The sequence below is a fragment of the Enterobacter sp. ODB01 genome, from assembly GCF_001623605.1.
Classification (GTDB): Bacteria; Pseudomonadota; Gammaproteobacteria; order Enterobacterales; family Enterobacteriaceae; genus Enterobacter; species Enterobacter kobei.
This window is the reverse complement of sequence record NZ_CP015227.1, coordinates 1,693,254-1,718,385: the sequence shown is the minus strand read 5'-3', so window position 1 is coordinate 1,718,385 and position 25,132 is coordinate 1,693,254. Positions and strand designations below refer to the sequence as shown.

At 53.0% G+C, this 25,132-nt stretch carries 17 protein-coding genes and 5 tRNA genes; 1 reads left to right on the top strand and 21 read right to left on the bottom strand.

The genetic code is table 11. From position 1 onward, the window contains the following. Positions 1-17 precede the first annotated feature (17 nt). The 13 genes from rpoC to A4308_RS08120 all read right to left on the bottom strand — a co-directional run bounded on the left by rpoC (position 18) and on the right by A4308_RS08120 (position 14,088). The gene (gene rpoC / locus A4308_RS08185) at positions 18-4,241 is read right to left on the bottom strand and encodes a DNA-directed RNA polymerase subunit beta' (RefSeq protein ID WP_014882066.1); all 4,224 of its coding nucleotides are present in this window, start codon (positions 4,239-4,241) and stop codon (positions 18-20) included. 76 nt (positions 4,242-4,317) lie between these two features. Next, positions 4,318-8,346 carry a DNA-directed RNA polymerase subunit beta gene (gene rpoB / locus A4308_RS08180; protein ID WP_014882065.1) on the bottom strand — a complete coding sequence of 1,343 codons (4,029 nt, stop codon included), beginning with the start codon at positions 8,344-8,346 and terminating at the stop codon, positions 4,318-4,320. A gap of 319 nt (positions 8,347-8,665) precedes the next feature. Next, a complete protein-coding gene (rplL, locus tag A4308_RS08175) occupies positions 8,666-9,034 on the bottom strand; it encodes a 50S ribosomal protein L7/L12 (protein WP_014882064.1) in 369 nt (122 codons plus the stop codon). 66 nt (positions 9,035-9,100) lie between these two features. Then, a complete protein-coding gene (rplJ, locus tag A4308_RS08170; RefSeq protein WP_004097644.1) occupies positions 9,101-9,598 on the bottom strand; it encodes a 50S ribosomal protein L10 in 498 nt (165 codons plus the stop codon). A gap of 291 nt (positions 9,599-9,889) precedes the next feature. Continuing rightward, positions 9,890-10,594 carry a 50S ribosomal protein L1 gene (gene rplA / locus A4308_RS08165; protein WP_013095000.1) on the bottom strand — a complete coding sequence of 235 codons (705 nt, stop codon included), beginning with the start codon at positions 10,592-10,594 and terminating at the stop codon, positions 9,890-9,892. A gap of 3 nt (positions 10,595-10,597) precedes the next feature. After that, entirely contained in the window at positions 10,598-11,026 is a 429-nt protein-coding gene (gene rplK / locus A4308_RS08160) for a 50S ribosomal protein L11 (RefSeq protein WP_008503452.1), read from the bottom strand. A gap of 156 nt (positions 11,027-11,182) precedes the next feature. Beyond that, a complete protein-coding gene (nusG, locus tag A4308_RS08155) occupies positions 11,183-11,728 on the bottom strand; it encodes a transcription termination/antitermination protein NusG (RefSeq protein ID WP_003862341.1) in 546 nt (181 codons plus the stop codon). Between the two features lies 1 nt (position 11,729). Further along, entirely contained in the window at positions 11,730-12,113 is a 384-nt protein-coding gene (gene secE / locus A4308_RS08150; protein WP_013094999.1) for a preprotein translocase subunit SecE, read from the bottom strand. Positions 12,114-12,342: 229 nt separating this feature from the next. Continuing rightward, positions 12,343-13,527 (bottom strand): elongation factor Tu, encoded by a 1,185-nt coding sequence (gene tuf, locus A4308_RS08140; protein WP_013094997.1) that lies wholly within the window; start codon positions 13,525-13,527, stop codon positions 12,343-12,345. A gap of 118 nt (positions 13,528-13,645) precedes the next feature. Continuing rightward, a tRNA-Thr gene (locus A4308_RS08135) sits at positions 13,646-13,721 on the bottom strand. Between the two features lie 6 nt (positions 13,722-13,727). Next, a tRNA-Gly gene (locus tag A4308_RS08130) sits at positions 13,728-13,802 on the bottom strand. A 117-nt stretch (positions 13,803-13,919) separates the two neighbouring features. Further along, positions 13,920-14,004: transfer RNA gene (locus A4308_RS08125), tRNA-Tyr, on the bottom strand. Between the two features lie 8 nt (positions 14,005-14,012). Further along, positions 14,013-14,088, bottom strand: a tRNA-Thr gene (locus tag A4308_RS08120). A gap of 317 nt (positions 14,089-14,405) precedes the next feature. Here A4308_RS08120 and coaA point away from each other — a divergent pair. Further along, positions 14,406-15,356, top strand: a complete 951-nt coding sequence (gene coaA / locus A4308_RS08115) for a type I pantothenate kinase (protein ID WP_014882061.1) — start codon at positions 14,406-14,408, stop codon at positions 15,354-15,356. Between the two features lie 43 nt (positions 15,357-15,399). Here the strand turns inward: coaA and dppF are convergent, their stop codons facing one another. From dppF to A4308_RS08075, 8 genes are all read right to left on the bottom strand, one after another. Continuing rightward, positions 15,400-16,413, bottom strand: coding sequence for a dipeptide ABC transporter ATP-binding subunit DppF (dppF, locus tag A4308_RS08110; protein ID WP_023331759.1), 1,014 nt, complete (start codon positions 16,411-16,413; stop codon positions 15,400-15,402). Beyond that, the gene (dppD, locus tag A4308_RS08105; RefSeq protein WP_032635363.1) at positions 16,410-17,393 is read right to left on the bottom strand and encodes a dipeptide ABC transporter ATP-binding protein; all 984 of its coding nucleotides are present in this window, start codon (positions 17,391-17,393) and stop codon (positions 16,410-16,412) included. The genes dppF and dppD overlap by 4 nt, the downstream gene beginning before the upstream one ends. A 10-nt stretch (positions 17,394-17,403) precedes the next feature. After that, positions 17,404-18,306 carry a dipeptide ABC transporter permease DppC gene (gene dppC, locus A4308_RS08100; protein WP_014882058.1) on the bottom strand — a complete coding sequence of 301 codons (903 nt, stop codon included), beginning with the start codon at positions 18,304-18,306 and terminating at the stop codon, positions 17,404-17,406. A gap of 9 nt (positions 18,307-18,315) precedes the next feature. Next, a complete protein-coding gene (gene dppB, locus A4308_RS08095; protein ID WP_014882057.1) occupies positions 18,316-19,335 on the bottom strand; it encodes a dipeptide ABC transporter permease DppB in 1,020 nt (339 codons plus the stop codon). Between the two features lie 177 nt (positions 19,336-19,512). Next, complete coding sequence (dppA, locus tag A4308_RS08090) at positions 19,513-21,120, bottom strand: dipeptide ABC transporter periplasmic-binding protein DppA (protein WP_014882056.1); 1,608 nt, start codon at positions 21,118-21,120, stop codon at positions 19,513-19,515. Positions 21,121-21,740: 620 nt separating this feature from the next. Beyond that, positions 21,741-21,817: transfer RNA gene (locus A4308_RS08085), tRNA-Pro, on the bottom strand. Positions 21,818-21,908: 91 nt separating this feature from the next. Next, on the bottom strand, positions 21,909-23,603 hold the full coding sequence (eptB, locus tag A4308_RS08080) for a kdo(2)-lipid A phosphoethanolamine 7''-transferase (RefSeq protein WP_014882055.1): 1,695 nt from the start codon (positions 23,601-23,603) through the stop codon (positions 21,909-21,911). A gap of 236 nt (positions 23,604-23,839) precedes the next feature. Next, complete coding sequence (locus A4308_RS08075) at positions 23,840-25,042, bottom strand: L-lactate MFS transporter (protein ID WP_014882054.1); 1,203 nt, start codon at positions 25,040-25,042, stop codon at positions 23,840-23,842. Between the last annotated feature and the right edge of the window lie 90 nt (positions 25,043-25,132).

Here is a 25,132-nt window from a genome sequence, read left to right as displayed (position 1 = left end):
ATTTACTGCATCAACGATTACTCGTTGTCGGAACCGCCCAGACCTGCGTTCAGCAGTTCTGCCAGGCTCGCGGATGCATCTTCAGCAGTCACCTGCGGTGCAGCTGGCAGTTCGCCCGCAGCACGACGACGCATACGATCCTGATGGTATGCATAACCGGTACCCGCTGGGATCAGACGACCCACGATAACGTTCTCTTTCAGACCGCGCAGTTCATCACGTTTACCTGCAACAGCCGCTTCGGTCAGGACACGAGTCGTTTCCTGGAACGATGCTGCAGAGATGAAGGACTCGGTTGCCAGAGACGCTTTGGTGATACCCAGCAGATCGCGCGCGTAAGTCGCACCGATTTTGCCATTCGCTTCCAGGTCGCGGTTAGCGATCTTGACGCGTGAGTATTCAACCTGCTCGCCTTCGAGGAACTCAGAGCTGCCTGCGTTTTCGATGGTTGCTTTACGCAGCATCTGACGAACGATAACTTCGATGTGTTTATCGTTAATCTTAACGCCCTGCAGACGGTATACGTCCTGTACTTCGTTAACAATGTAACGGGTAACAGCATGTACACCACGCAGACGCAGGATGTCGTGCGGCGCTTCTGGACCGTCGGAAACAACGTCACCACGTTCTACACGTTCACCTTCGAACACGTTGAGCTGACGCCACTTAGGAATCATCTCTTCGTACGGCTCGCTGCCATCTACTGGAGTGATAACCAGACGGCGCTTACCTTTGGTCTCTTTACCGAAGGAAATGATACCGCTGATTTCAGCCAGGATTGCCGGCTCTTTCGGACGACGTGCTTCGAACAGGTCCGCAACGCGTGGCAGACCACCGGTGATGTCCTTGGTACCGCCGGATTCCTGAGGAATACGCGCCAGGGTGTCACCAGAGCTGATCTGTACGCCATCTTCCAGCTGTACAATCGCTTTACCCGGCAGGAAGTACTGCGCAGGCATATCGGTACCCGGGATCAGAACGTCATTACCCTGAGCATCAACGATTTTCAGTGCAGGACGCAGATCTTTACCACCGGTAGTACGTTCAGCAGAATCCAGAACCACCAGAGAAGACAGGCCGGTCAGCTCGTCGGTCTGACGAGTAATGGTCTGGCCGTCGATCATGTCAGTAAAGCGGATGAAACCACTTACTTCGGTGATAACCGGCATGGTGTGTGGATCCCAGTTTGCAACGGTTTCACCGCCGGCAACCTGCTCGCCATCACCTTTCGCCATAACCGCACCGTAAGGTACTTTATAGCTCTCTTTGGTACGACCGAATTCGTCGATCAGCTTCAGCTCGGTGTTACGAGAGGTCACAACCAGCTTGCCTGCGGAGTTAACAACCGACTTCGCATTGCTGAGCTTGATGCTACCTTTGTTTTTCACCTGAATGCTGGATTCAGCAGCCGCACGAGATGCCGCACCACCGATATGGAACGTGCGCATCGTCAGCTGTGTACCTGGCTCACCGATGGACTGTGCCGCGATAACGCCGATAGCTTCACCTTTGTTGATGATGTGGCCACGCGCCAGGTCACGACCATAGCAGTGCGCACAAACACCAAAGTCGGTGTCACAGGATACAACGGAACGCACTTTCACGGAGTCAACAGAGTTCGCTTCCAGCAGGTCACACCACTGTTCGTGCAGCAGCGTGTTGCGTGGAACCAGAATGTCTGCGGTACCCGGCTTCAGAATGTCTTCCGCGGTTACACGACCCAGTACGCGATCGCGCAGTGGCTCTTTAACATCACCACCCTCGATAACCGGGGTCATGGTGATACCTTCGAGGGTGCCACAATCGTCTTCAGTTACGACCAGATCCTGTGCAACGTCAACCAGACGACGCGTCAGATAACCGGAGTTCGCTGTTTTCAGTGCGGTATCCGCCAGACCTTTACGCGCACCGTGCGTGGAGATGAAGTACTGGAGTACGTTCAGACCTTCACGGAAGTTCGCGGTGATTGGCGTTTCGATGATGGAACCATCTGGCTTCGCCATCAGACCACGCATACCTGCCAGCTGACGAATCTGTGCTGCAGAACCACGCGCACCGGAGTCGGCCATCATGTAGATGCTGTTGAAGGAAACCTGCTGCTCTTCTACGCCGTCACGGTTAATCACGGTTTCGGTCTGCAGGTTATCCATCATCGCCTTGGATACACGATCGTTCGCCGCAGCCCAGATATCGATAACTTTGTTATAGCGTTCGCCCGCGGTTACCAGACCAGACTGGAACTGCTCCTGGATCTCAGCAACTTCAGCTTCCGCTTCAGAGATGATCTCGTGTTTCTTCTCTGGGATGACCATGTCATCGATACCAACAGATGCACCTGAACGCGCTGCATAAGCAAAGCCGGTGTACATTGTCTGGTCAGCGAAGATAACGGTCGGCTTCAGACCCAGAATGCGGTAACAGGTGTTCAGCATTTTGGAGATCGCTTTCTTACCCAGCGCCTGGTTGACGATGGAGAAAGGCAGACCTTTCGGTACGATCATCCACAGAATGGCACGGCCAACGGTCGTGTCTTTCAGGCTGGTGTGCGCAACGAATTCGCCGTTTGCATCTTTTTCGTATTCAGTGATACGCACTTTAACGCGCGCATGCAGAGAGGCCAGGCCAGCGCGATAAATACGCTCAGCTTCTTTAGGGCCAGTCAGCACCATGCCTTCGCCTTTGGCGTTAACACAGTCACGGGTCATGTAGTACAGACCCAGTACAACGTCCTGAGAAGGAACAATGATTGGCTCACCGTTCGCTGGGGACAGAATGTTGTTGGTAGACATCATCAGCGCACGCGCTTCCAGCTGGGCTTCCAGCGTCAGCGGTACGTGAACAGCCATCTGGTCACCATCGAAGTCGGCGTTATACGCCGCACAAACCAGCGGGTGCAGCTGGATAGCTTTACCTTCGATCAGTACTGGCTCAAATGCCTGGATACCCAGACGGTGCAGGGTTGGTGCACGGTTCAGCAGTACCGGGTGTTCGCGGATCACTTCGTCCAGGATATCCCAAACGACAGCTTCTTCACGCTCAACCATTTTCTTCGCGGCTTTGATGGTGGTGGCCAGGCCACGCAGCTCCAGTTTGCCGTAGATGAATGGTTTGAACAGCTCCAGTGCCATTTTCTTCGGCAGACCGCACTGATGCAGACGCAGGTATGGACCTACGGTGATAACAGAACGACCGGAGTAGTCAACACGCTTACCGAGCAGGTTCTGACGGAAACGACCCTGTTTACCTTTGATCATATCGGCCAAAGATTTCAGAGGACGCTTGTTAGAACCGGTGATCGCACGACCGCGACGACCGTTATCCAGCAGGGCATCTACCGCTTCCTGCAGCATACGTTTTTCGTTGCGTACGATGATGTCCGGCGCAGCCAGATCCAGCAGACGTTTCAGACGGTTGTTACGGTTAATGACGCGACGATACAGATCGTTCAGGTCAGACGTCGCGAAACGACCACCATCCAGTGGAACCAGCGGACGCAGATCTGGCGGCAGAACCGGCAGAACGGTCAGGATCATCCACTCTGGTTTGTTACCAGACTGAACGAACGCTTCCAGCAGTTTGATACGCTTGGTCAGCTTTTTACGCTTGGTTTCGGAGTTGGTTTCGTTCAGCTCTTCACGCAGCTGCTCGCACTCTTGCTCCAGATCCATGCTCTTCAGCAGGGCCTGGATAGCTTCCGCACCCATTTTCGCGTCGAATTCGTCACCGAACTCTTCCAGCGCGTCCAGATACTGCTCTTCAGTCAGGATCTGGTGACGTTCCAGATTCGTCATACCGCCTTCGATAACCACATAAGATTCGAAGTACAGTACGCGTTCGATATCACGCAGCGGCATATCCAGCAGCAGACCGATACGGGACGGCAGAGATTTCAGGAACCAGATGTGCGCAGTCGGAGACGCCAGCTCGATGTGGCCCATGCGCTCACGACGCACTTTGGTCTGGGTCACTTCAACGCCACACTTCTCACAGATCACACCACGGTGTTTCAGGCGCTTGTACTTACCGCACAGGCACTCGTAGTCTTTTACTGGCCCGAAAATACGCGCACAGAAAAGGCCGTCACGCTCAGGCTTGAACGTACGGTAGTTGATGGTTTCCGGCTTTTTAACTTCACCGAAAGACCATGAACGGATCATGTCTGGCGAAGCCAGAGCAATTTTGATCGCATCAAACTCTTCGGTTTTAGTCTGCGCTTTCAGAAACTTTAATAAATCTTTCACGGATTTGCTCCCGTCGGAGTTAGCACAATCCGGTGCCGGGGGTTAACCCGGCACCAGTGACCTGTTTGAGCGAGAATTACTCGTCTTCCAGTTCGATGTTGATACCCAGCGAACGAATCTCTTTCAACAGTACGTTGAAGGACTCTGGCATGCCCGGTTCCATCTGATGGTTGCCGTCCACGATGTTTTTATACATCTTGGTACGACCGTTCACGTCATCAGACTTAACGGTGAGCATTTCCTGCAGGGTGTATGCCGCGCCGTATGCTTCCAGCGCCCACACTTCCATCTCCCCGAAGCGCTGACCACCGAACTGTGCCTTACCACCCAGCGGCTGCTGAGTAACCAGGCTGTAAGAACCGGTAGAACGAGCGTGCATTTTGTCGTCGACCAGGTGGTTCAGTTTCAGCATGTACATGTAACCTACGGTTACCGGACGCTCAAACTGTTCACCGGTACGGCCGTCAAACAGCGTAATCTGACCAGACGTTGGCAGACCACCCAGTTGCAGCAGCTCTTTAATTTCAGCTTCTTTTGCACCGTCGAAGACCGGCGTTGCAATTGGCATACCTTTGCGCAGGTTCTCTGCCAGACGCAGCACTTCTTCATCGCTGAAGGTGTTCAGGTCGACTTTCTGACGAACGTCGGTACCCAGATCGTAGGCACGCTGGATGAATTCGCGCAGTTTCGCGACTTCCTGCTGCTGTTTCAGCATGGCGTTGATCTTGTCGCCGATACCTTTCGCAGCCATACCCAGGTGGGTTTCCAGAATCTGACCGATGTTCATACGAGACGGTACGCCCAGTGGGTTCAGTACGATATCTACCGGCGTACCGTTAGCATCGTGCGGCATATCTTCGATCGGGTTGATCTTAGAGATAACACCCTTGTTACCGTGACGACCTGCCATCTTATCACCAGGCTGAATCTGACGTTTAACGGCCAGATACACCTTAACAATCTTCAGCACGCCTGGTGCCAGATCGTCGCCCTGAGTGATTTTGCGGCGTTTCGCTTCGAGTTTTTTCTCGAACTCGTGTTTCAGTTCGTCATACTGCTCAGCCAGCTGTTCCAGCTGATTCTGTTTCTCTTCGTCGGTCAGGCCCAGTTCCAGCCAGCGATCGCGTGGCAGTTTGTCGAGCTTCTCAGCTTCAACGCCACCGGCAACCAGCACCGCATAAATACGGCTGAACAAACCTGCTTCGAGGATCTGCAGTTCTTCAGACAGGTCTTTCTTGGCCTGCTTGAGCTGCATCTCTTCGATTTCCAGCGCACGTTTATCTTTCTCAACGCCATCACGGGTGAAGACCTGAACGTCGATAACCGTACCGGAAACACCGTTTGGTACGCGCAGAGAAGAGTCTTTAACGTCAGACGCTTTCTCACCGAAGATGGCACGCAGCAGTTTCTCTTCTGGCGTCAGCTGGGTTTCACCTTTCGGCGTTACCTTACCAACCAGAATGTCACCGCCGGTCACTTCCGCACCGATGTAAACAATACCGGATTCATCCAGTTTGGAGAGCGCTGCTTCACCCACGTTAGGGATATCGGCCGTGATCTCTTCTGGCCCCAGCTTGGTGTCACGGGACACACATGCCAGTTCCTGAATGTGGATGGTGGTGAAACGATCTTCCTGAACCACACGCTCGGAGACGAGGATGGAGTCTTCGAAGTTGTAACCGTTCCACGGCATGAACGCTACGCGCATGTTCTGACCGAGCGCCAGTTCACCGAGGTCGGTGGACGGACCGTCTGCTAGCACGTCGCCGCGCTCAACTGGCTCACCCAGAGATACACAAGGCATCTGGTTGATACAGGTGTTCTGGTTAGAACGGGTGTATTTGGTCAGGTTGTAGATGTCGATACCCGCTTCGCCCGGATACATCTCGTCTTCGTTAACTTTGATAACGATACGGGATGCGTCAACGTACTGAACGGTACCGCCACGCTTAGCAACTGCAGTAACACCGGAGTCAACGGCAACAGCACGTTCCATACCGGTACCAACCAGCGGCTTATCAGCACGCAGAGTTGGAACGGCCTGACGTTGCATGTTCGCACCCATCAATGCACGGTTGGCGTCATCGTGTTCCAGGAACGGGATCAGGGACGCACCGACGGATACCACCTGCTGGGTGGATACGTCCATGTAGTCAACCTGGTCGCGGCTGAACAAGCTGGATTCGCCTTTGCTACGGCAGGTAACCAGATCTTCTACAAAGTGGCCTTCGTCATCCAGGTTGGAGTTCGCCTGAGCGATAACGTAGTTGCCTTCTTCGATAGCAGACAGGTAATGAATTTCGTCGGTTACAACACCGTCGGTCACTTTACGATACGGGGTTTCGAGGAAACCGTATTCGTTTGTCTGTGCGTACACGGACAGGGAGTTGATCAGACCGATGTTTGGACCTTCAGGCGTTTCGATTGGACATACGCGACCATAGTGCGTCGGGTGTACGTCTCGAACTTCGAAGCCTGCACGTTCACGGGTCAGACCGCCTGGGCCGAGTGCAGAGATACGACGTTTGTGCGTAATCTCAGACAGCGGGTTGTTCTGGTCCATGAACTGAGACAGCTGGCTGGAACCGAAGAACTCTTTCACTGCCGCAGAAATCGGCTTGGCGTTGATCATATCCTGAGGCATCAGGGTATCCAGATCGCCCAGAGACAGACGCTCTTTAACCGCACGCTCAACACGTACCAGGCCAACGCGGAACTGGTTTTCCGCCATTTCGCCTACGGAACGGATACGACGGTTGCCGAGGTGGTCGATATCGTCCACTTCGCCTTTACCGTTACGGATATCGATGAGCTTCTTCATCACTTCGATGATGTCGTCTTTGCTCAGGATACCGGAACCTTCGATCTCATCACGCAGCAGAGAACGGTTGAACTTCATACGACCTACCGCGGACAAATCGTAGCGGTCTTCGGAGAAGAACAGGTTCTCGAACAGGCTTTCAGCCGCTTCGCGAGTTGGTGGCTCACCAGGACGCATCATGCGGTAGATTTCAACCAGCGCGCTCAGACGATCGGTCGTTGGGTCGACGCGGATAGTCTCAGAGATATAAGGACCGTGGTCCAGATCGTTGGTGAACAGCGTTTCGATACGTTTGTGGCCAGACTGGCTCAGCTTAGCCAGCAGATCCAGGCTCAGCTCCATGTTAGCCGGGCAGATCAGCTCGCCAGTTGATTCATCAACGTAATCTTTCGCGGCTACTTTTCCTGCAATGTACTCAACCGGAACTTCGATGTGTTTGATATCATCTTTTTCCAGCTGGCGGATGTGGCGCGCGGTGATACGGCGACCTTTTTCCACATACACTTTGCCGTCGGCTTCGATGTCGAACGACGCGGTCTCACCACGCAGACGTTCCGGCACCAGCTCCATCTGCAGCTTGTTGTCGCGGATTTCAAAGATCACTTTCTCAAAGAACAGGTCCAGGATCTGCTCAGTGGTATATTGCAGCGCACGCAGAATGATGGTTGCAGGCAGCTTACGACGACGGTCGATACGGACAAACAGGTTGTCTTTTGGATCGAACTCGAAGTCCAGCCATGAACCACGGTAAGGAATGATACGTGCGTTATACAGTACTTTACCGGAAGAGTGTGTTTTACCTTTATCGCTGTCGAAGAAGACGCCCGGGCTACGATGCAGCTGGGAAACGATAACACGCTCAGTACCGTTGATAACGAAAGTACCGTTGTCTGTCATGAGCGGAATTTCACCCATGTAGACTTCTTGTTCTTTAATGTCTTTTACGGTGCCTTCCGGCGCTTCGCGCTCGTAGATCACCAGACGCAGTTTTACGCGCAGCGGTGCGGAATAGGTCACGCCACGGATCTGACATTCCTGAACGTCAAACACCGGTTCGCCAAGGCGGTAGCTGACGTACTGCAGCTCGGAGTTACCGCTGTAGCTCTGAATCGGGAACACGGAACGGAAGGCGGCTTCCAGACCGTACTGCCCTTCAGGATCTTGCTCGATAAACTTCTGGAACGAGTCAAGCTGGATAGAAAGGAGATATGGAATGTCCAGAACTTGTGGACGTTTACCAAAATCCTTACGAATACGTTTTTTCTCGGTATAGGAGTAAACCATAGGGTTCCTCAGCTCGCTGACAAGTCGACCCATCTGTCCGACGAAGGGACAGTTTGTGCAACACCATTTTGTGGACCGGAAAATTGAATACTTTCCGCAATACCTGTTGCTATCACGCTTAAATCATTTCGTCGCGATTTACACAGAGCGAGCACCCTGTCGCAATATATTAAGTCGTCGATAGAAACATGCATTGTCAGGACAATCAGCAGTCAAACAGTGTGAAATGCTACTGATGCCTTACAGCGCAAAAAGGCTGGTGACTAAAAAGTCACCAGCCATCAGCCTAATTGCTTAGGCTGCAACCAGAAGGGTTGGCTTATTTAACTTCAACTTCAGCGCCAGCTTCTTCCAGAGATTTTTTCAGTGCTTCTGCGTCGTCTTTGCTCACGCCTTCTTTCAGCGCAGCTGGAGCAGATTCTACCAGGTCTTTAGCTTCTTTCAGACCCAGGCCAGTTGCGCCACGTACTGCTTTGATAACAGCAACTTTGTTAGCGCCTGCAGCTTTCAGAATTACGTCGAATTCAGTTTTTTCTTCAGCAGCGTCAGCAGCTGGGCCAGCAGCAACAGCTACAGCGGCAGCAGCAGAAACACCGAATTTTTCTTCCATTGCAGAAATCAGTTCTACAACGTCCATTACGGACATAGCGGCAACTGCTTCAATGATTTGATCTTTAGTGATAGACATTTAAATTGTTCCTGAAAATCAGAATAAGTTTATACGTAAGCAAATGCTTTATAAAGATAACTGCGATTAAGCAGCTTCTTTTGCATCGCGAACAGCAGCCAGAGTGCGAACCAGTTTGCCAGCCGAAGCTTCTTTCATGGTTGCCATCAGGCGTGCAATTGCTTCTTCGTAGGTCGGCAGGGTTGCCAGGCGATCGATTTGCGATGCCGGGATCAACTCACCTTCAAAGGCTGCAGCTTTGACCTCAAATTTTGCATTCGCTTTCGCGAACTCTTTGAACAGACGAGCAGCAGCGCCCGGGTGTTCCATAGAGTATGCAATCAGGGTCGGACCAACAAACGTGTCTTTCAGGCACTCGAAAGGAGTACCTTCAACTACGCGACGCAGCAGGGTGTTACGAACAACACGCATGTATACGCCAGCTTCACGACCTGCTTTACGCAGTTCAGTCATTTTGTCTACAGTAACGCCACGGGAATCCGCAACTACTGCAGACAGCGCGCCTTTGGCTACTTCGCTGACTTCAGCAACAATCGCTTGTTTGTCTTGAAGATTTAAAGCCATTAGCTTTGCTCCTGGATGTTTGCCGGAACTCATGTTCCGGAACTCACTTCACTCTCCCAAACGGAAAGAGCGTCTTAATACGGTGAGCAGAAACAAGCCAGAATATCCAAAAATAATCTTAGCGTTCTGTCACCGTCTACGCAGGGGATTAAGTCTCTTGCGAAACACCTGCGGTCTTCGACGGAGGCCTGGATTAGGCCAGGCTCCAACGAACAATTCTTTTAGCCGCTAACTTTTGTTAGCAAACGTGGGGGTAAGATTGTAGACAAAATCACCGCCCACGTAAAGGCATTAGTTTGCAGCAGCGCTCAGGCCAGCCTGGTCAACTGCAACACCTGCACCCATGGTGGTGGAGATGCTAACTTTCTTGATGTACACGCCTTTCGCCTGAGTTGGTTTTGCTTTTTTCAGCGCAACCAGCAGAGCTTCCAGGTTTTCTTTCAGTTTGTCAGCGTCAAAGTCCACTTTACCGATGGTGGTGTGGATGATGCCGTTTTTGTCGTTACGATAACGAACCTGACCTGCTTTAGCGTTCTTAACCGCTTCAGCAACGTTAGGCGTTACAGTACCCACTTTCGGGTTTGGCATCAGGCCACGTGGACCCAGAACCTGGCCCAGCTGGCCAACAACGCGCATTGCATCTGGAGATGCGATAACAACGTCGAAGTTCATTTCGCCTTTCTTGATCTGGTCAGCCAGATCTTCCATACCTACCAGTTCAGCGCCAGCAGCTTTAGCAGCTTCTGCGTTAGCACCCTGAGTAAATACAGCTACGCGAACGGAACGGCCAGTACCGTGTGGCAGTACAGTTGCACCACGAACGTTCTGATCAGATTTACGAGCATCGATGCCCAGGTTAACAGCAACGTCAACGCTTTCAACGAACTTAGCAGTAGCCAGTTCTTTCAGCAGAGCGATAGCTTCGTTGATGTCGTACTGTTTGGTCGCATCAACTTTGTCACGGATCACGGACATGCGCTTGGTCAGTTTAGCCATTTCTTAGTCCTCCACTACCAGGCCCATGGAACGTGCAGTACCTTCGATGGAGCGAGTCATCGCTTCAATGTCGGCACCAGTCATGTCGGCAGCTTTGGTCTGCGCGATTTCCTGCAGCTGAGCGCGGGAAATTTTACCCACTTTGTCTTTGTTCGGTTTACCGGAACCAGACTTGATACCCGCCGCTTTCTTCAGCAGAACTGCTGCTGGAGGGGTTTTGGTAACGAAAGTGAAAGAACGGTCAGCGTAAACAGTGATTACAACTGGGATTGGCAGACCTTTTTCCAGGGATTCGGTTTTGGCGTTGAACGCTTTACAGAATTCCATGATGTTCACACCCTGCTGACCCAGAGCTGGACCAACTGGTGGACTTGGGTTCGCCATACCAGCTGCAACCTGCAGCTTGACGTAGGCTTGTACTTTCTTAGCCATTCTAAAATCCTCTGATTGGGTAATAGCGCCTCAGGGAGGCTCCCCGTGAATAAAATTCGTTTTACGGGCCGAGACCCATAAAAACAAAAGGCGCGAAATTGTATTCCAATCTCGCGCCTTGTGCAACGATTAAATCGTCGCTTTTTTGATCGCTGCTTAGGCTTTCTCTACCTGAGCAAAGTCCAGTTCTACCGGGGTCGCACGACCGAAGATAGAGACGGAGACTTTCAGGCGGGACTTCTCGTAGTCCACTTCTTCAACCACACCATTAAAGTCAGCAAACGGACCGTCATTAACACGAACCATTTCACCCGGCTCAAACAGCGTTTTCGGACGCGGCTTATCACCCACCTGCTGCAGGCGGTTCATAATCGCATCAACTTCTTTGTCGCTGATTGGCGCCGGACGGTCAGACGTGCCGCCGATAAAGCCCATCACGCGCGGTACGCTGCGCACCAGGTGCCAGCTCGCGTCGTTCATAACCATCTGAACCAGCACGTAACCCGGGAAGAATTTGCGCTCGCTTTTGCGACGCTGGCCGCCACGGATCTCAACCACTTCTTCGGTCGGAACCATAACTTCGCCAAATAACTCTTCCATGTTGTGTAATTTGATATGCTCACGCAGCGACGTTGCTACGCGGCCTTCAAAACCGGAAAACGCCTGAACGACGTACCAGCGCTTTTTAGGGGCTTCAGACATCTCAGAACCTCAGGCCAGTGATAAAGGATACCAGGCGAACCAGAATACCATCCAGTCCCCACAGGATCAGTGACATTACAGCGGTAACCGCCGCTACAATCAGCGTGGTGTGCAATGTTTCCTGGCGAGTCGGCCAAATCACCTTGCGGACTTCGGTACGCGCTTCGCGTGCAAAAGCGACAGTCGCTTTGCCTTTCGTCGTCAACAGCGCGACACCACCCGCTGCAGCAATCAGAATTACCACTGCAAGCGCGCGTAGCGGCAGCATAATGTCACGATAAAGGTAGTTGCCGACAATCGCTACGATCAGCAGAACGGCTACCACTACCCATTTCATCGCTTCCAGGCCGCGCCCGCTCCCTTGAGCTTCGGTATTCGCACTCATAAACCAACCTGTCAGAAGTATTCTACAAACATTTTCACCCCGCGATTGCGAGGCAAACCAAATCGAAATGCTCATTCGCTTTTCGGATTATACGCTCTCTGCAGAGCCTGTCTCAGCAATGATTATGACAAAAATAATCACTGATGAGCCAGGTTCTGATCTGAAAGCGTGCAAAAAGGGCATCAAATGATGCCCTTTTATTGCGCATTGCGTCAAATGTTATCAGCAATTAGCCGAGAACTTTAGCAACCACGCCCGCGCCAACGGTACGGCCACCTTCACGGATTGCGAAACGCAGACCGTCATCCATCGCGATTGGGTGGATCAGAGTCACAACCATCTTGATGTTGTCGCCTGGCATTACCATCTCAACGCCTTCTGGCAGTTCGATGGTACCGGTCACGTCAGTTGTACGGAAGTAGAACTGTGGACGGTAGCCTTTGAAGAACGGAGTATGACGGCCGCCTTCGTCTTTGGACAGGATGTACACTTCAGATTCGAACTTGGTGTGTGGCTTGATTGAGCCTGGCTTCGCCAGAACCTGACCACGTTCGATTTCTTCACGTTTGATACCACGCAGCAGAACACCAACGTTCTCACCAGCACGGCCTTCGTCCAGCAGTTTGCGGAACATTTCAACGCCAGTACAGGTAGACTTCGCAGTCTCTTTGATACCAACGATTTCAACTTCTTCACCAACTTTGATGATACCGCGCTCTACACGACCGGTAACAACGGTACCACGACCGGAGATGGAGAATACGTCTTCGATTGGCAGCAGGAATGGCTTGTCAATCGCACGCTCTGGTTCTGGGATGTAAGAATCCAGGTAGCCAGCCAGTTCGATGATTTTCGCTTCCCACTCAGCGTCGCCTTCCAGCGCTTTCAGCGCGGAACCACGAACGATTGGGGTGTCGTCGCCTGGGAAATCGTACTGAGACAGCAGTTCACGAACTTCCATCTCTACCAGTTCCAGCAGCTCTTCGTCATCAACCATGTCACACTTGTTCAGGAACACGATGATGTAAGGAACGCCTACCTGACGACCCAGCAGGATGTGCTCACGAGTCTGAGGCATTGGGCCGTCAGTCGCAGCAACAACCAGGATCGCGCCGTCCATCTGCGCAGCACCGGTGATCATGTTTTTAACATAGTCGGCGTGGCCTGGGCAGTCTACGTGTGCGTAGTGGCGAGTCGGGGTGTCGTATTCAACGTGAGAAGTGTTGATGGTGATACCACGAGCTTTTTCTTCTGGTGCGTTATCGATCTGGTCGAATGCACGAGCAGAACCACCGTAGGTTTTAGCCAGAACGGTAGTGATTGCAGCGGTCAGCGTTGTTTTACCATGGTCAACGTGGCCGATAGTACCGACGTTAACGTGCGGTTTTGTACGTTCAAACTTTTCTTTAGACATCGATTGTCCCTCTAAGACACGGATAAATCGGTGATATCACCACATCAACCAGGCGAAATGCCTGAATTGTTGAATACAGTAAAATTGAAACAGAGAGAAACGGGAAGGAGAAGTGAAGTGGTGCTGATACCCAGAGTCGAACTGGGGACCTCACCCTTACCAAGGGTGCGCTCTACCAACTGAGCCATATCAGCACGTATTGGAGCGGGCAGCGGGAATCGAACCCGCATCATCAGCTTGGAAGGCTGAGGTAATAGCCATTATACGATGCCCGCATCCTGAAACTCGGCTACCCAGTTCTTTCTGTAACAAAAAAAGAGATTTCTCTCTTTTTCAGTTTGAGCTGGCTAATTTTTCCAACCAGCTCCGGCGGCATTTACGCTGCCAGAAAGTGGTGGTGGGGGAAGGATTCGAACCTTCGAAGTCTGTGACGGCAGATTTACAGTCTGCTCCCTTTGGCCGCTCGGGAACCCCACCGGACTTGATGGTGCCGACTACCGGAATCGAACTGGTGACCTACTGATTACAAGTCAGTTGCTCTACCTACTGAGCTAAGTCGGCATCAAGTAGCGCGCATTCTATGGATACCTGCGCGGTCATGCAACTAAAAATTTGCATAAAACGTTCTTTCGCTCACATTTTATGCGAACAGCATACTAAGCGCTGTAAAAGTAGTCATTCGCGGTCAAATAATCAACATGCAAGGGTCGTTTGCACGGGATACACCGTAGCGTGACGGCTTCCGCGTAACGTAGCGCTTTCCATCTTTTTTCTTATTATTCCTGCCATCTGGTGTTAACCTCCTGCCCATTGTCCAAAATTAACTGTGTGATGAGCCACGATCCGGCAGTATTGAGCTGGCTCACTGAAGCATGCTTATGAGCAAAAAAGAGCAAACGTTAATGACGCCTTATCTTCACTTTAACCGCAGCCAGTGGGCTGCCCTGCGTGATTCCGTCCCTATGACGCTGACGGAAGGTGAAATCGCACGGTTAAAAGGGATAAACGAAGATCTGTCCCTGGAAGAGGTGGCAGAAATTTATCTCCCCCTTTCTCGCTTGCTTAACTTCTATATCAGCTCCAACCTGCGCCGTCAGGCGGTACTGGAGCAGTTCCTCGGAACGAACGGTCAGCGCATTCCTTATATCATCAGCATTGCGGGCAGCGTGGCCGTGGGTAAAAGCACCACCGCGCGCGTATTGCAGGCGCTGTTGAGCCGCTGGCCTGAACACCGCAGCGTTGAGTTAATTACCACCGACGGCTTCCTGCACCCGAACGAAGTATTAAAAGAACGCGGGCTAATGAAGAAGAAGGGCTTCCCGCTCTCTTATGATATGCACCGTCTGGTGAAATTTGTCTCTGACCTGAAATCCGGGGTGCCTCACGTCACGGCACCGGTCTATTCACACCTGATCTACGATCGTATCCCGGATGGGGATAAAACGGTGGTCCAGCCGGATATCCTGATCCTGGAAGGGTTAAACGTCCTGCAGAGCGGGATGGATTATCCTCATGACCCACATCATGTGTTCGTTTCAGACTTCGTCGATTTCTCTATATATGTTGATGCGCCGGAAGATCTTCTCCAGAGCTGGTACATCAACCGCTTCCTGAAGTTCCGGGAAGGCGCGTTCACCGATCCTGACTCTTACTTCCATAACTATGCGCAGCTGTCAAAAGAAGAGGCCATTAAGGTGGCGACGGGGCTGTGGAATGAGATTAACTACGTGAACCTGAAAGAGAACATCCTGCCGACGCGTGAACGCGCAAGTCTGATCCTCACCAAGAGCGAGAAGCACGCAGTCGACCAGATTCGCTTGCGGAAATAATTGCGCAGACATAAAAAAACCGGCTTAACGCCGGTTTTTTTCTTTATGCATGTGGCTTCTCGCCATTTTCATCCTGATCGACCGCGAAACAGGCGACCAGTTGACCACCATAATCCTTCAGCTGCGGCTGCAGCTGCGTGCAGGGACCAAAACGGCGACTGCAGCGGGCGTTAAATGCACACCCAGGAGGCGGATTCAGCGGGCTTGGCAACTCACCCGTCAGCTTAATACGCTCACGGCGATCGTCCGGGTTGAGGCGCGGCGTCGCAGACAGCAGGGCCTGGGTATACGGGTGACGCGGGTTAGTAAAGATCTGGTCTTTGCTCCCCTTCTCCACGCAGCGACCCAGATACATCACCATCACTTCATCCGCAATGTGTTCGACAACCGACAGATCGTGGGAGATGAACACGTAAGAGAGCCCCAGTTCCTGCTGGAGATCCATCATCAGGTTCAGCACCTGCGCACGCACGGAAACGTCGAGCGCGGAGACGGGCTCATCGGCAATCACCACGTCCGGGTCGAGCATCAGGCCGCGGGCGATGGCAATACGCTGACGCTGGCCACCGGAGAACATATGCGGGTAGCGGTCATAATGCTCGGTTTTCAGGCCGACCTTCGCCATCATCGCCAGCGCTTTTTCGCGGCGCTGCTCTTTGCTCAGATTACTGTTAATGAGCAGCGGCTCTTCCAGAATCTGTCCCACTTTTTTACGCGGGTTCAGAGAACCGTACGGGTTCTGGAACACAATCTGGATTTTCTGGCGACGCAACTTCTGCGCCTGAGGATCGTGTTTGAGCAGATCCTGCCCCTGATAATAAAGTTCACCGCCGGTCGGGACTTCAATCATCGTCAACAGACGGCCCAGCGTAGATTTACCACAGCCCGACTCCCCAACCACCGCCAGCGTTTTGCCGCGTTCGAGGGTAAAGGAGACGCCGTCCAGCGCTTTCACCAGGCGCTCAGGGGCAAAAATCCCCTTCTTCACCGGGTAGTGTTTTTTCAGGTCGATGGCCTGCAACAGCGGTTGTTGCGTGGTGGCCTGTTGCGTACTCATAGTGTTGGCCTCCCGGCATCATCGAGTGGGTAGTGGCATTTCGACTGACGGCCGTCAGCAAGCTGGTTCAGCTCTGGCTCCTCCGCCCGGCATTTGTCCGTCGCATACGGACAGCGCGGGTTAAGCAGACAGCCCTGCGGACGGTCATATTTACCCGGCACCACACCCGGCAGTGACGCCAGGCGCGCTTTATCCTGGGCAAACTCCGGCAGCGCACGCAGCAGAGCCTGCGTATAAGGGTGACGCGGTGCGCGGAAGATATCGTGCGAACTTCCGGTCTCGACGACCTGGCCTGCATACATCACGATGATTTTGTGCGCCGCTTCGGCCACCAGCGCCAGGTCATGCGTAATCAGGACCAGCGCCATATTTTCCTGCTGCTGCAACTCCAGCAGCAGTTCGATGATTTGCGCCTGAATGGTCACGTCCAGCGCCGTCGTCGGTTCATCCGCAATCAGCAGTTTTGGCCGACAGGCAATCGCCATCGCGATCATCACGCGCTGGCTCATCCCGCCAGAGAGCTGGTGCGGGTAGACGTCCAGACGCGATGCCGGGTCAGGAATACCCACCTGATTCAGCAGATCGATCGCGCGCTGGCGACGGGTTTTCTTATTACCGCCCTGGTGCACCTTTATCGCTTCCATAATCTGGAAGCCGACGGTGTAACACGGGTTCAGGCTGGTCATCGGGTCCTGGAAAATCATCGCCACTTCCGCGCCCACCAGCTGGCGGCGCTGTTTTTCGGAAATGCGCTTCAGATCCTGACCATTGAACTGCAGGTTTTCCGCCATCACGCGGCCGGGATAATCGATAAGCCCCATAATCGCCAGTGAGCTCACCGACTTACCGGAACCGGATTCCCCGACAATACCCACCACTTCGCCCTGATTTACGCTGTAGCTGATGCGGTCCACGGCGCGAAACTCAGTGCCAACGTCTCCGAAGTGCACCGATAATTGATCTACATTTAATAACGCCATCTCGTGCCTCTTACTGCTTCAGTTTGGGATCAAGCGCATCACGCAGGCCGTCACCCATCAGGTTAAATGCCAGCACCGTCAGCAGGATTGCCAGACCCGGGAAGGTGACAACCCACCAGGCGCTTTGTGCGAACTGCAACACGTCGGAGAGCATCGTGCCCCACTCCGGTGTTGGCGGCTGCGCACCCATGCCCAGGAAGCCAAGAGCGGCCATATCAAGAATGGCGTTTGAGAAACCGAGCGACGCCTGAACAATCAACGGCGCAAGGCAGTTCGGGAAGATATTGACGAACATCTGGCGCATCGCCCCCGCCCCCGCCACGCGAGACGCGGTGACGTAGTCGCGGTTCACTTCCACCAGCACCGCCGCACGGGTTAAACGCACGTAGTGAGGAAGCGCCACGAAGGTCAACGCCAGCGCGGCGTTACCGATAGACGGACCGAAGATCGCCACCAGCACCAGCGCCAGCAGCAGGCTTGGCAGCGCCAGCATGATGTCGACAACACGCATAATGATGTTATCGACGATGCCGCCGAAGTAACCCGCCACCAGACCAAGCACAATCCCCATAATCAGGGACAGCACCACCACCAGGCAGCCAACCAGCAGCGACAGACGCGCGCCGTACATCAGACGCGAAAGCACATCGCGGCCTACATCATCGGTACCCAGCAGGTGCGCCAGGCTACCGCCATCCTGCCACGCAGGAGGTGCAAGCAGCGCATCGCGGAACTGATCCGCAGGGTTATAAGGTGCGAGGAAGTTCGCAAACACCGCAATCAGGATCATGATTGCGACATACACCAGCCCTACTACCGCACCTTTATTGCGCTTGAAGTAGTGCCAGAACTCCTGCAGCGGTGTCATTGGAACCGGTGCAGCAACCACTTTGTTTTCAGAAACGTGTGACATGATGGCCCCTTACTTCTTATGACGAATACGCGGGTTCACCACGCCGTACAGCAAATCGACCAGCAGGTTGACGAGGATAATCATCGTCGCGACCAGCAGCACCCCGCCCTGCACGACCGGATAGTCACGGCGTTGCAGCGCATCAATCAGCCAGCGTCCGAGGCCGGGCCAGGAGAAGATGGTTTCGGTCAGGATCGCCCCTGCCAGCAGCGTACCCACCTGAAGACCAATAACGGTCACCACCGGCAGCATGGCGTTACGCAGCGCATGTACGATGATGACGCGCATACGGGTTAACCCTTTGGCGCGTGCGGTACGGATGTAATCTTCGCCCAGCACTTCCAGCATGGAGGAACGGGTCATACGCACAATCACCGCCAGAGGGATGGTGCCCAGCACCATGGCTGGCAGGATCATATGCGCGACGGCATCGATGAAGTTACCCTCTTCACCCCAGATAGCCGTATCAATCAGCATAAAGCCGGTCAACGGATTGGTGTCGTCGAGGAAAACCATATCGCTGACGCGCCCGGAGACGGGCGTCAGGTTAAGCTGCACCGAAACCAGCATAATCAGCATCATGCCCCACCAGAAGATAGGCATGGAGTAGCCGGTCAGCGCCAGGCCAACAGCGGTGTGGTCGAAAATTGAGCCACGTTTAACGGCAGCCAGTACCCCAACTGGAATACCCACCGCAGTGGCGAAAATCATGGCGCAGACGCCAAGCTCCAGTGTCGCTTTAAAACGCGGCACGAACTCGTCCCACACCGGAAGACGGCTTTTTAGCGAAATCCCTAAGTCACCGTGCAACACGCCCCAGATATAATGGAGGTACTGCTGCCACATCGGCTTATCGAGGCCGAGTTCAGCCAGAAGCTGCGCATGACGTTCAGGGGAGATACCACGCTCGCCCGCCATAATCATTACCGGGTCGCCGGGGATCATATGGACGAAGGCAAAAGTGAGAAGGGTGATACCGATAAACGTCGGGATAACAAGTCCCAGACGTCGGAGGATGAACTGCAACATAACCCGGATTCTCTCTGATGACGCACGACCAGTGGCGTGACGTCTGTATTGCTCACAAATCTTATCCCCTCTCCTTTCAGAGAGGAAATAAAGCACTGCTGCCGGGTGGCGCTACGCTTACCCGGCCTACATACCGTAGGCCAGTGCAAGCGCAACGCCGCCTGGCGTTGCTTTTAATTATTCAACCGATACGTTTTCGAAGTGGTGTTTGCCCAGTGGATCAACCACATAGCCCTTCACTTCTTTACGCACTGGCTCATACACGGTGGAGTGAGCAACAATCAGCGCCGGAGCCTGATCGTGCATAACAACCTGCGCTTGCTTGTACAGCTCAATACGTTTGTTGTGATCGTCGGTCGCACGCGCCGGCTGGATCAGGTCTTCAAACGGCTTGTAGCACCAGCGAGAGTAGTTAGAACCGTCTTTCGCCGCCGCGCAGCTGAACAGGGTAGCGAAGAAGTTGTCCGGATCCCCGTTGTCACCGGTCCAGCCCATCATCACCGCCTGGTGCTCACCCGCTTTGGCGCGCTTCAGGTACTCGCCCCACTCGTAGGTCACGATCTTGGCCTGTACACCAACTTTCGCCCAGTCAGCCTGAACCATTTCCGCCATACGGCGTGCGTTCGGGTTGTACGGACGCTGTACCGGCATCGCCCACAGCTCAACGGTGAAGCCTTTATCCTGGCCCGCTTCTTTCAGCAGCGCTTTCGCTTTCTCAGGATCGTAGCTGTAGTCTTTAACGTCATCGTTATAGCCCCACATAGTTGGTGGGATCAGGTTCTTGGCTGCAACGCCTGCGCCCTGGTAAACGGCTTTGATGATCGCTTCTTTGTTCACCGCGTAGGTCAGCGCCTGACGCACTTTCACGTCATCAAACGGTTTCTTCTCGGTGTTGAAGGAGAGGTAGCCCACGTTCAGGCCCGCCTGTTCCAGCAGGTTAATGTTCTTATCCTGCTTCATGCGCGCGATGTCAGCCGGGTTCGGGTATGGCATCACCTGGCATTCGTTTTTCTGCAGTTTTGCATAACGCACGGACGCATCAGGCGTGATGGAGAAGACCAGACGGTCGATCTGCGGCTTGGTGCCCCAGTAGCCCGGGAAGGCTTTATACAGAATACGGGAGTCTTTCTGGTACTGCAGCAGCTGGAACGGGCCGGTACCGATTGGGTTCAGGTCCACTTTCTCAGGCGTGCCGGCTTTCAGCATGTTGTCCGCATACTCTTTAGAGAGAATAGAGGCGAAGTCCATGGCCAGGTCAGCCAGGAATGGCGCTTCCGGACGCGTCAGCACGAACTGCACGGTTTTATCGTCCACTTTTTTCACTTCTGAGATCAGGTCAGGCAGACCCATCCCTTCGAAGTACTCATAGCTGCCGCCCGACACTTTGTGGTACGGGTTCTGGGCATTTTTCTGACGGTCGAAGGAGAACACAACGTCGTCGGCGTTAAAGTCACGCGTTGGTTTAAATTCTTTGCTGTCCTGCCACTTCACGCCCTGACGCAGGTGGAAGGTATAGGTCTTACCGTCTTCGCTGACGTCCCACTTCTCAGCCAGTCCCGGAATCACTTCGGTGGTGCCGGTTTTGAATTCAACCAGACGGTTATAGATCGGTACAGAGCTTGCGTCGTACGTCGTGCCAGAGGTAAAGAGCTGTGGGTTAAAGCCTTCCGGCGAGCCTTCAGAACAGTAAACCAGGGTTTTTGCCTGTACGCTTGCTGCCACGGTCATAGCCACCAGGCTCAGACCAAGCTTCAGCATCCCTGACTTCTTCAAGGAAATACTCATTATTCTGCTCCAATGTGATGTTTTGCTTTGTTGTGTTACGCCGCCAGACCTTTATTTATTTTTTACCCGGTCCGGTCGGTGGTGCCCGAAGGCAGTAAAGGGATGGAGAATCCTTTCAGAAGAGCGTTTGAGTTGCAGCGCAGATCGTCCCTGAAATGCCCCTCATGCCCTACAATCTGTCAACAGAATGTGAAAACGTCAATACAGGTGACGGGGATTTACGTGGAGTGTGAGAAACCGCAAACAAAGATTAAAAAAACTATGTATGCCAGTTTTCAGCAGGGAAATTTATGCTACTCGCCATCTTGCAGCACAAATATCTTCATATTTCGCAACAATCAGTGATTAACTTTTATTCAGAATGGGTAAATTTTCTTGCAGAATGGTGATTATCTGAGCACTAAATACCGCGAACGTTAAAACGCACAGCGAAAAATGCTGAGGTTATCCATAAGCAACGCGAAAAAAGATCAATCTATATATAAAAAAATACAATGGATTATGTCACAAAATCGTTAACAGGCAGGGAGAAGCCAGGATAAGGGGCGTTTTGGTGACTCTGGCGGGCTAAGGTCATAATGCAAAAAGGGCTAACCTTGCGGTTAGCCCTTTTCAGAATGTGGTCGGCGAGAGAGGATTCGAACCTCCGACCCACTGGTCCCAAACCAGTTGCGCTACCAAGCTGCGCTACTCGCCGAATGCGGAGCGCATCTTACTGCTGAGGTGCGCCCCCGTCAATCCCTTATTTTCAAAAAGCCATTCAACTGGCGATATTCTCGCCAGAGCAGCTACTGCGCGGCTTTTGCGGTGCTATCAGGGAGTTTACACCAGTTGTTGTTTTCGTTAATTCCACCATTTGGTGAGGTATAGCCGAGACAACCCATAATGGTGTCGTACAGTTCAACGTGGCGACGTGGCACCTTCATCTCCGCCTCTTTTTTCAGATGAGCAAACATTGCAGCTTTGTCAGGGTTTTCCAGATACTTATCCGACATCCACATAATCATCGGCACGCGGAACTGCTCCGGCGGTGCCAGCTTGCGCGGTGTACCGTGCAAATGCTCTTTCTCATTGATGGATTCACCGTGATCTGCCGCATAGATAACAATCGCTTTCTTGTCGCGCAGCTGGTCAATCACGCGGCTCAGGAAGGTATCAACATACAGTACCGAGTTATCGTAGGCATTGATCAGTTCCTGCTTGCTGCAGTCTTTATTAATACCGACGCACTCAGGTTGCCACTTTGCAAAGTCGCGCGTGTAACGTTGGTAATAGCTGTAATGTGACCCTTTTGTATGCAGAATGACGAGATGTTTGCCCTGCGGATGATTCTTCAGAGACTCAGACATCTCCTCAAGCAGCAGCATATCGTCGACGTTTTTACCGCGGTTGCGGGGCTCGGCGCCAATCTGCTCACGGTACGCGATGTTATCCGCCAGCGTATTGGTGTAGAACCACATCTCACTTTGCATAGCGAAGAGATCGGAGCTAAAACCAAGCTGCTTCAGCACAGCAAACACGTTTTGCTCTTTCAGCGTGCGTTGTGGGTTATCACTCGCACCGCCTTCACGCACAAACATACAGCGCAATGAGAGCTTCGTCGCGGTATCGCAAGAGTAGCCGCGATAGGCCACCAGGTTCTTTTCCTGAGCCAGTTTTGGTGTGGTATCACGGTCGTAACCGAGAATACCCATATGATCCCAGCGTGTTGTTTCACCGATAACAAACACGACGTAAGTATCATCCAGTCCGTCAGCAGGTGCCTGATAGGTGAATTTTTTTGTCGGGTTAATCAGCGATTTCACATCACTCGATTCGTCCGCCTGTGCCCAGGCATAAAGACCTAATGCCGAGAGCCAGTTAGACGGCAGATAAGAGTTAGCCACTACACCACCGTAGCTTGGCATATCAACGCCCGTCGCTTTTTCAATTCGTTTTTGCTGTTTTTCCATTAAGCGAATAGGCGCCCATACCAGCAGTCCGGCCAGCAAAACGACAACGATATTGCGTACCCGCTGTCCGCGCGTACGCAACTGGCGTAATAAGGTATAGCGGCAGGTATTACTCCAGATAAAGAAGAGCGGGATCAGGCAGGTTAACACCGTCCAGACGATAAAGCCTTTACCGACCACCTCTTTTGAAAGATCGATATCCGTGGTCATCACCGACGCCACGATACCGTACCCGATGACGACGTTCATGAACGTCATGTAATAGCTTGCGGCGGCAGAGATAATCACCACCAGCGAGGCCAGAATTTGCCAGGTACGTCGGCCAAAAAGTGAGAGCAGGCGTAACAGGAAGAAGGTTGCCAGAACGGAACCAAACACTTCAATCGCGGCAAAAATTCCATTTCTTACGGTGAGGTGTTCAAAATAACCTTCCACTCTTCTGAACAGCACCGCGCCATTCAGAAACAAACCGATATAGACAGCCAGCATCAGACACAATCGTTGCTGGGTAAGAGACCTAATATATTTCATGCAAACAACCCTGGGGGAAGGGGTATAAAGACCCGCCGAATCTCATCGAGAAAGCAGACAGAGTAAGTTGGTGCGAGAGAAACCGTTATCAGAAAGGTCCACAAGCGCGATAAGTAGACCACAGCGGGAAAGAAAAGTGGCAGCAGAGAATGTGATCGATGAAGATTTTTACAAAATAACAAGTCCGAAAGCAATGCAGAGATAAAAAAGAGGCCCTGCGGCCTCTCTTCATTAAATCAGGCATGCGCTTCTTTATAGACTTCACGCTGCGGCTGACGAATCGTCGTGGACAGTGCCAGCGAAATAATCAGCAAAGCAAATATCACGCAGAAGGTCACGTAGAACCCGCCGAACAGCGAGGCAATCAGCGAGCCGCAGATACTGCCGATCCCAAAGCCGAGATAGATAACCCCGTAGTTTTTCGCCAGGTTATTCAGCCCAAAGAACTCGCTTACCAGCGACGGGAAGACGGTAATGGTGCCGCCAAAGTTAAAGGCCACGCAGGCAATTGCTGCAAAGAATGTCGCTTCATTCAGCGGGGCGAACAGTAACGCCGCCATCCCCACCAGAGAGACCACCTGCCCTATCGTAATGACGCGGATACGGGCAATCTTGTCGGACAAGATCCCCAGCACCAGGCGACCAGACAGGTTGGCGATGGAAATAACCGTCACCGCATTCGCCGCGGTTGCCGCATCCAGTTTCACCATTCCCTGGGCGATATCTTTCGCCACGCCAATGACGTACAGACCGCTCATGCAGGCCGTCAGGAACATCACCGCCAGCATCCAGTACTGCGGTTTGCGCATGGACTGCGCCAGCGTAAAGTCGTTCTCCACCACGCCGTTAACGGATTTCACTTCCTGCTGCGGGGCATCTTTCATCAGCGTGGCACCGAACAGAATCATCACCAGCACGATGGCACCCCAGATCATGAAGGTCTTTTCGAGGCCAACGGACGCCAGAAGATGGGCATCAATAAACTTAAAGCCGAGGCTGCCCAGGCCATAAGAACCAATGGCAAAGGCGGAGATTAACCCCTTACGCTCCGGGAACCACTTCACGCAGTTCGACAGCGTCAGCAGATAGCCCGCACCGTCTGCCAGGCCCACCAGGACGCCAGCACTCAGCCACAGCATCATCAGGTTGCTGGAATGCGCCGTCAGGAAGAAGCCCAGACCGAGCAAAATGCCGGACGCCATGGTCACGCGCTTCACGCCAAAACGCTCCTGCAGCTTGCCCGCGACGGAAGACGAGATCGCCAGCCCAAGACTCAGCAGACCAAAAGAAAACGCCACCTGGCTGACCGGTGCGCCAAGTTTGTCGGAAAGCGCACTGTTAAACAGACTCCAGGTATAGACCGATCCCAGCGCGAACTGGGTGACGATGGTGCCAAAGAGCGTGAGCCAGCGCGTACGGTTATAAGTTGATGTGTTCATGGCCGTTGTCCTGCAACAGAAATTAGAAGAATTCGCTGAGGACAACGATAAACAAAACCCTAGCGGTGATGGGGTAAAACGGCATGAAAT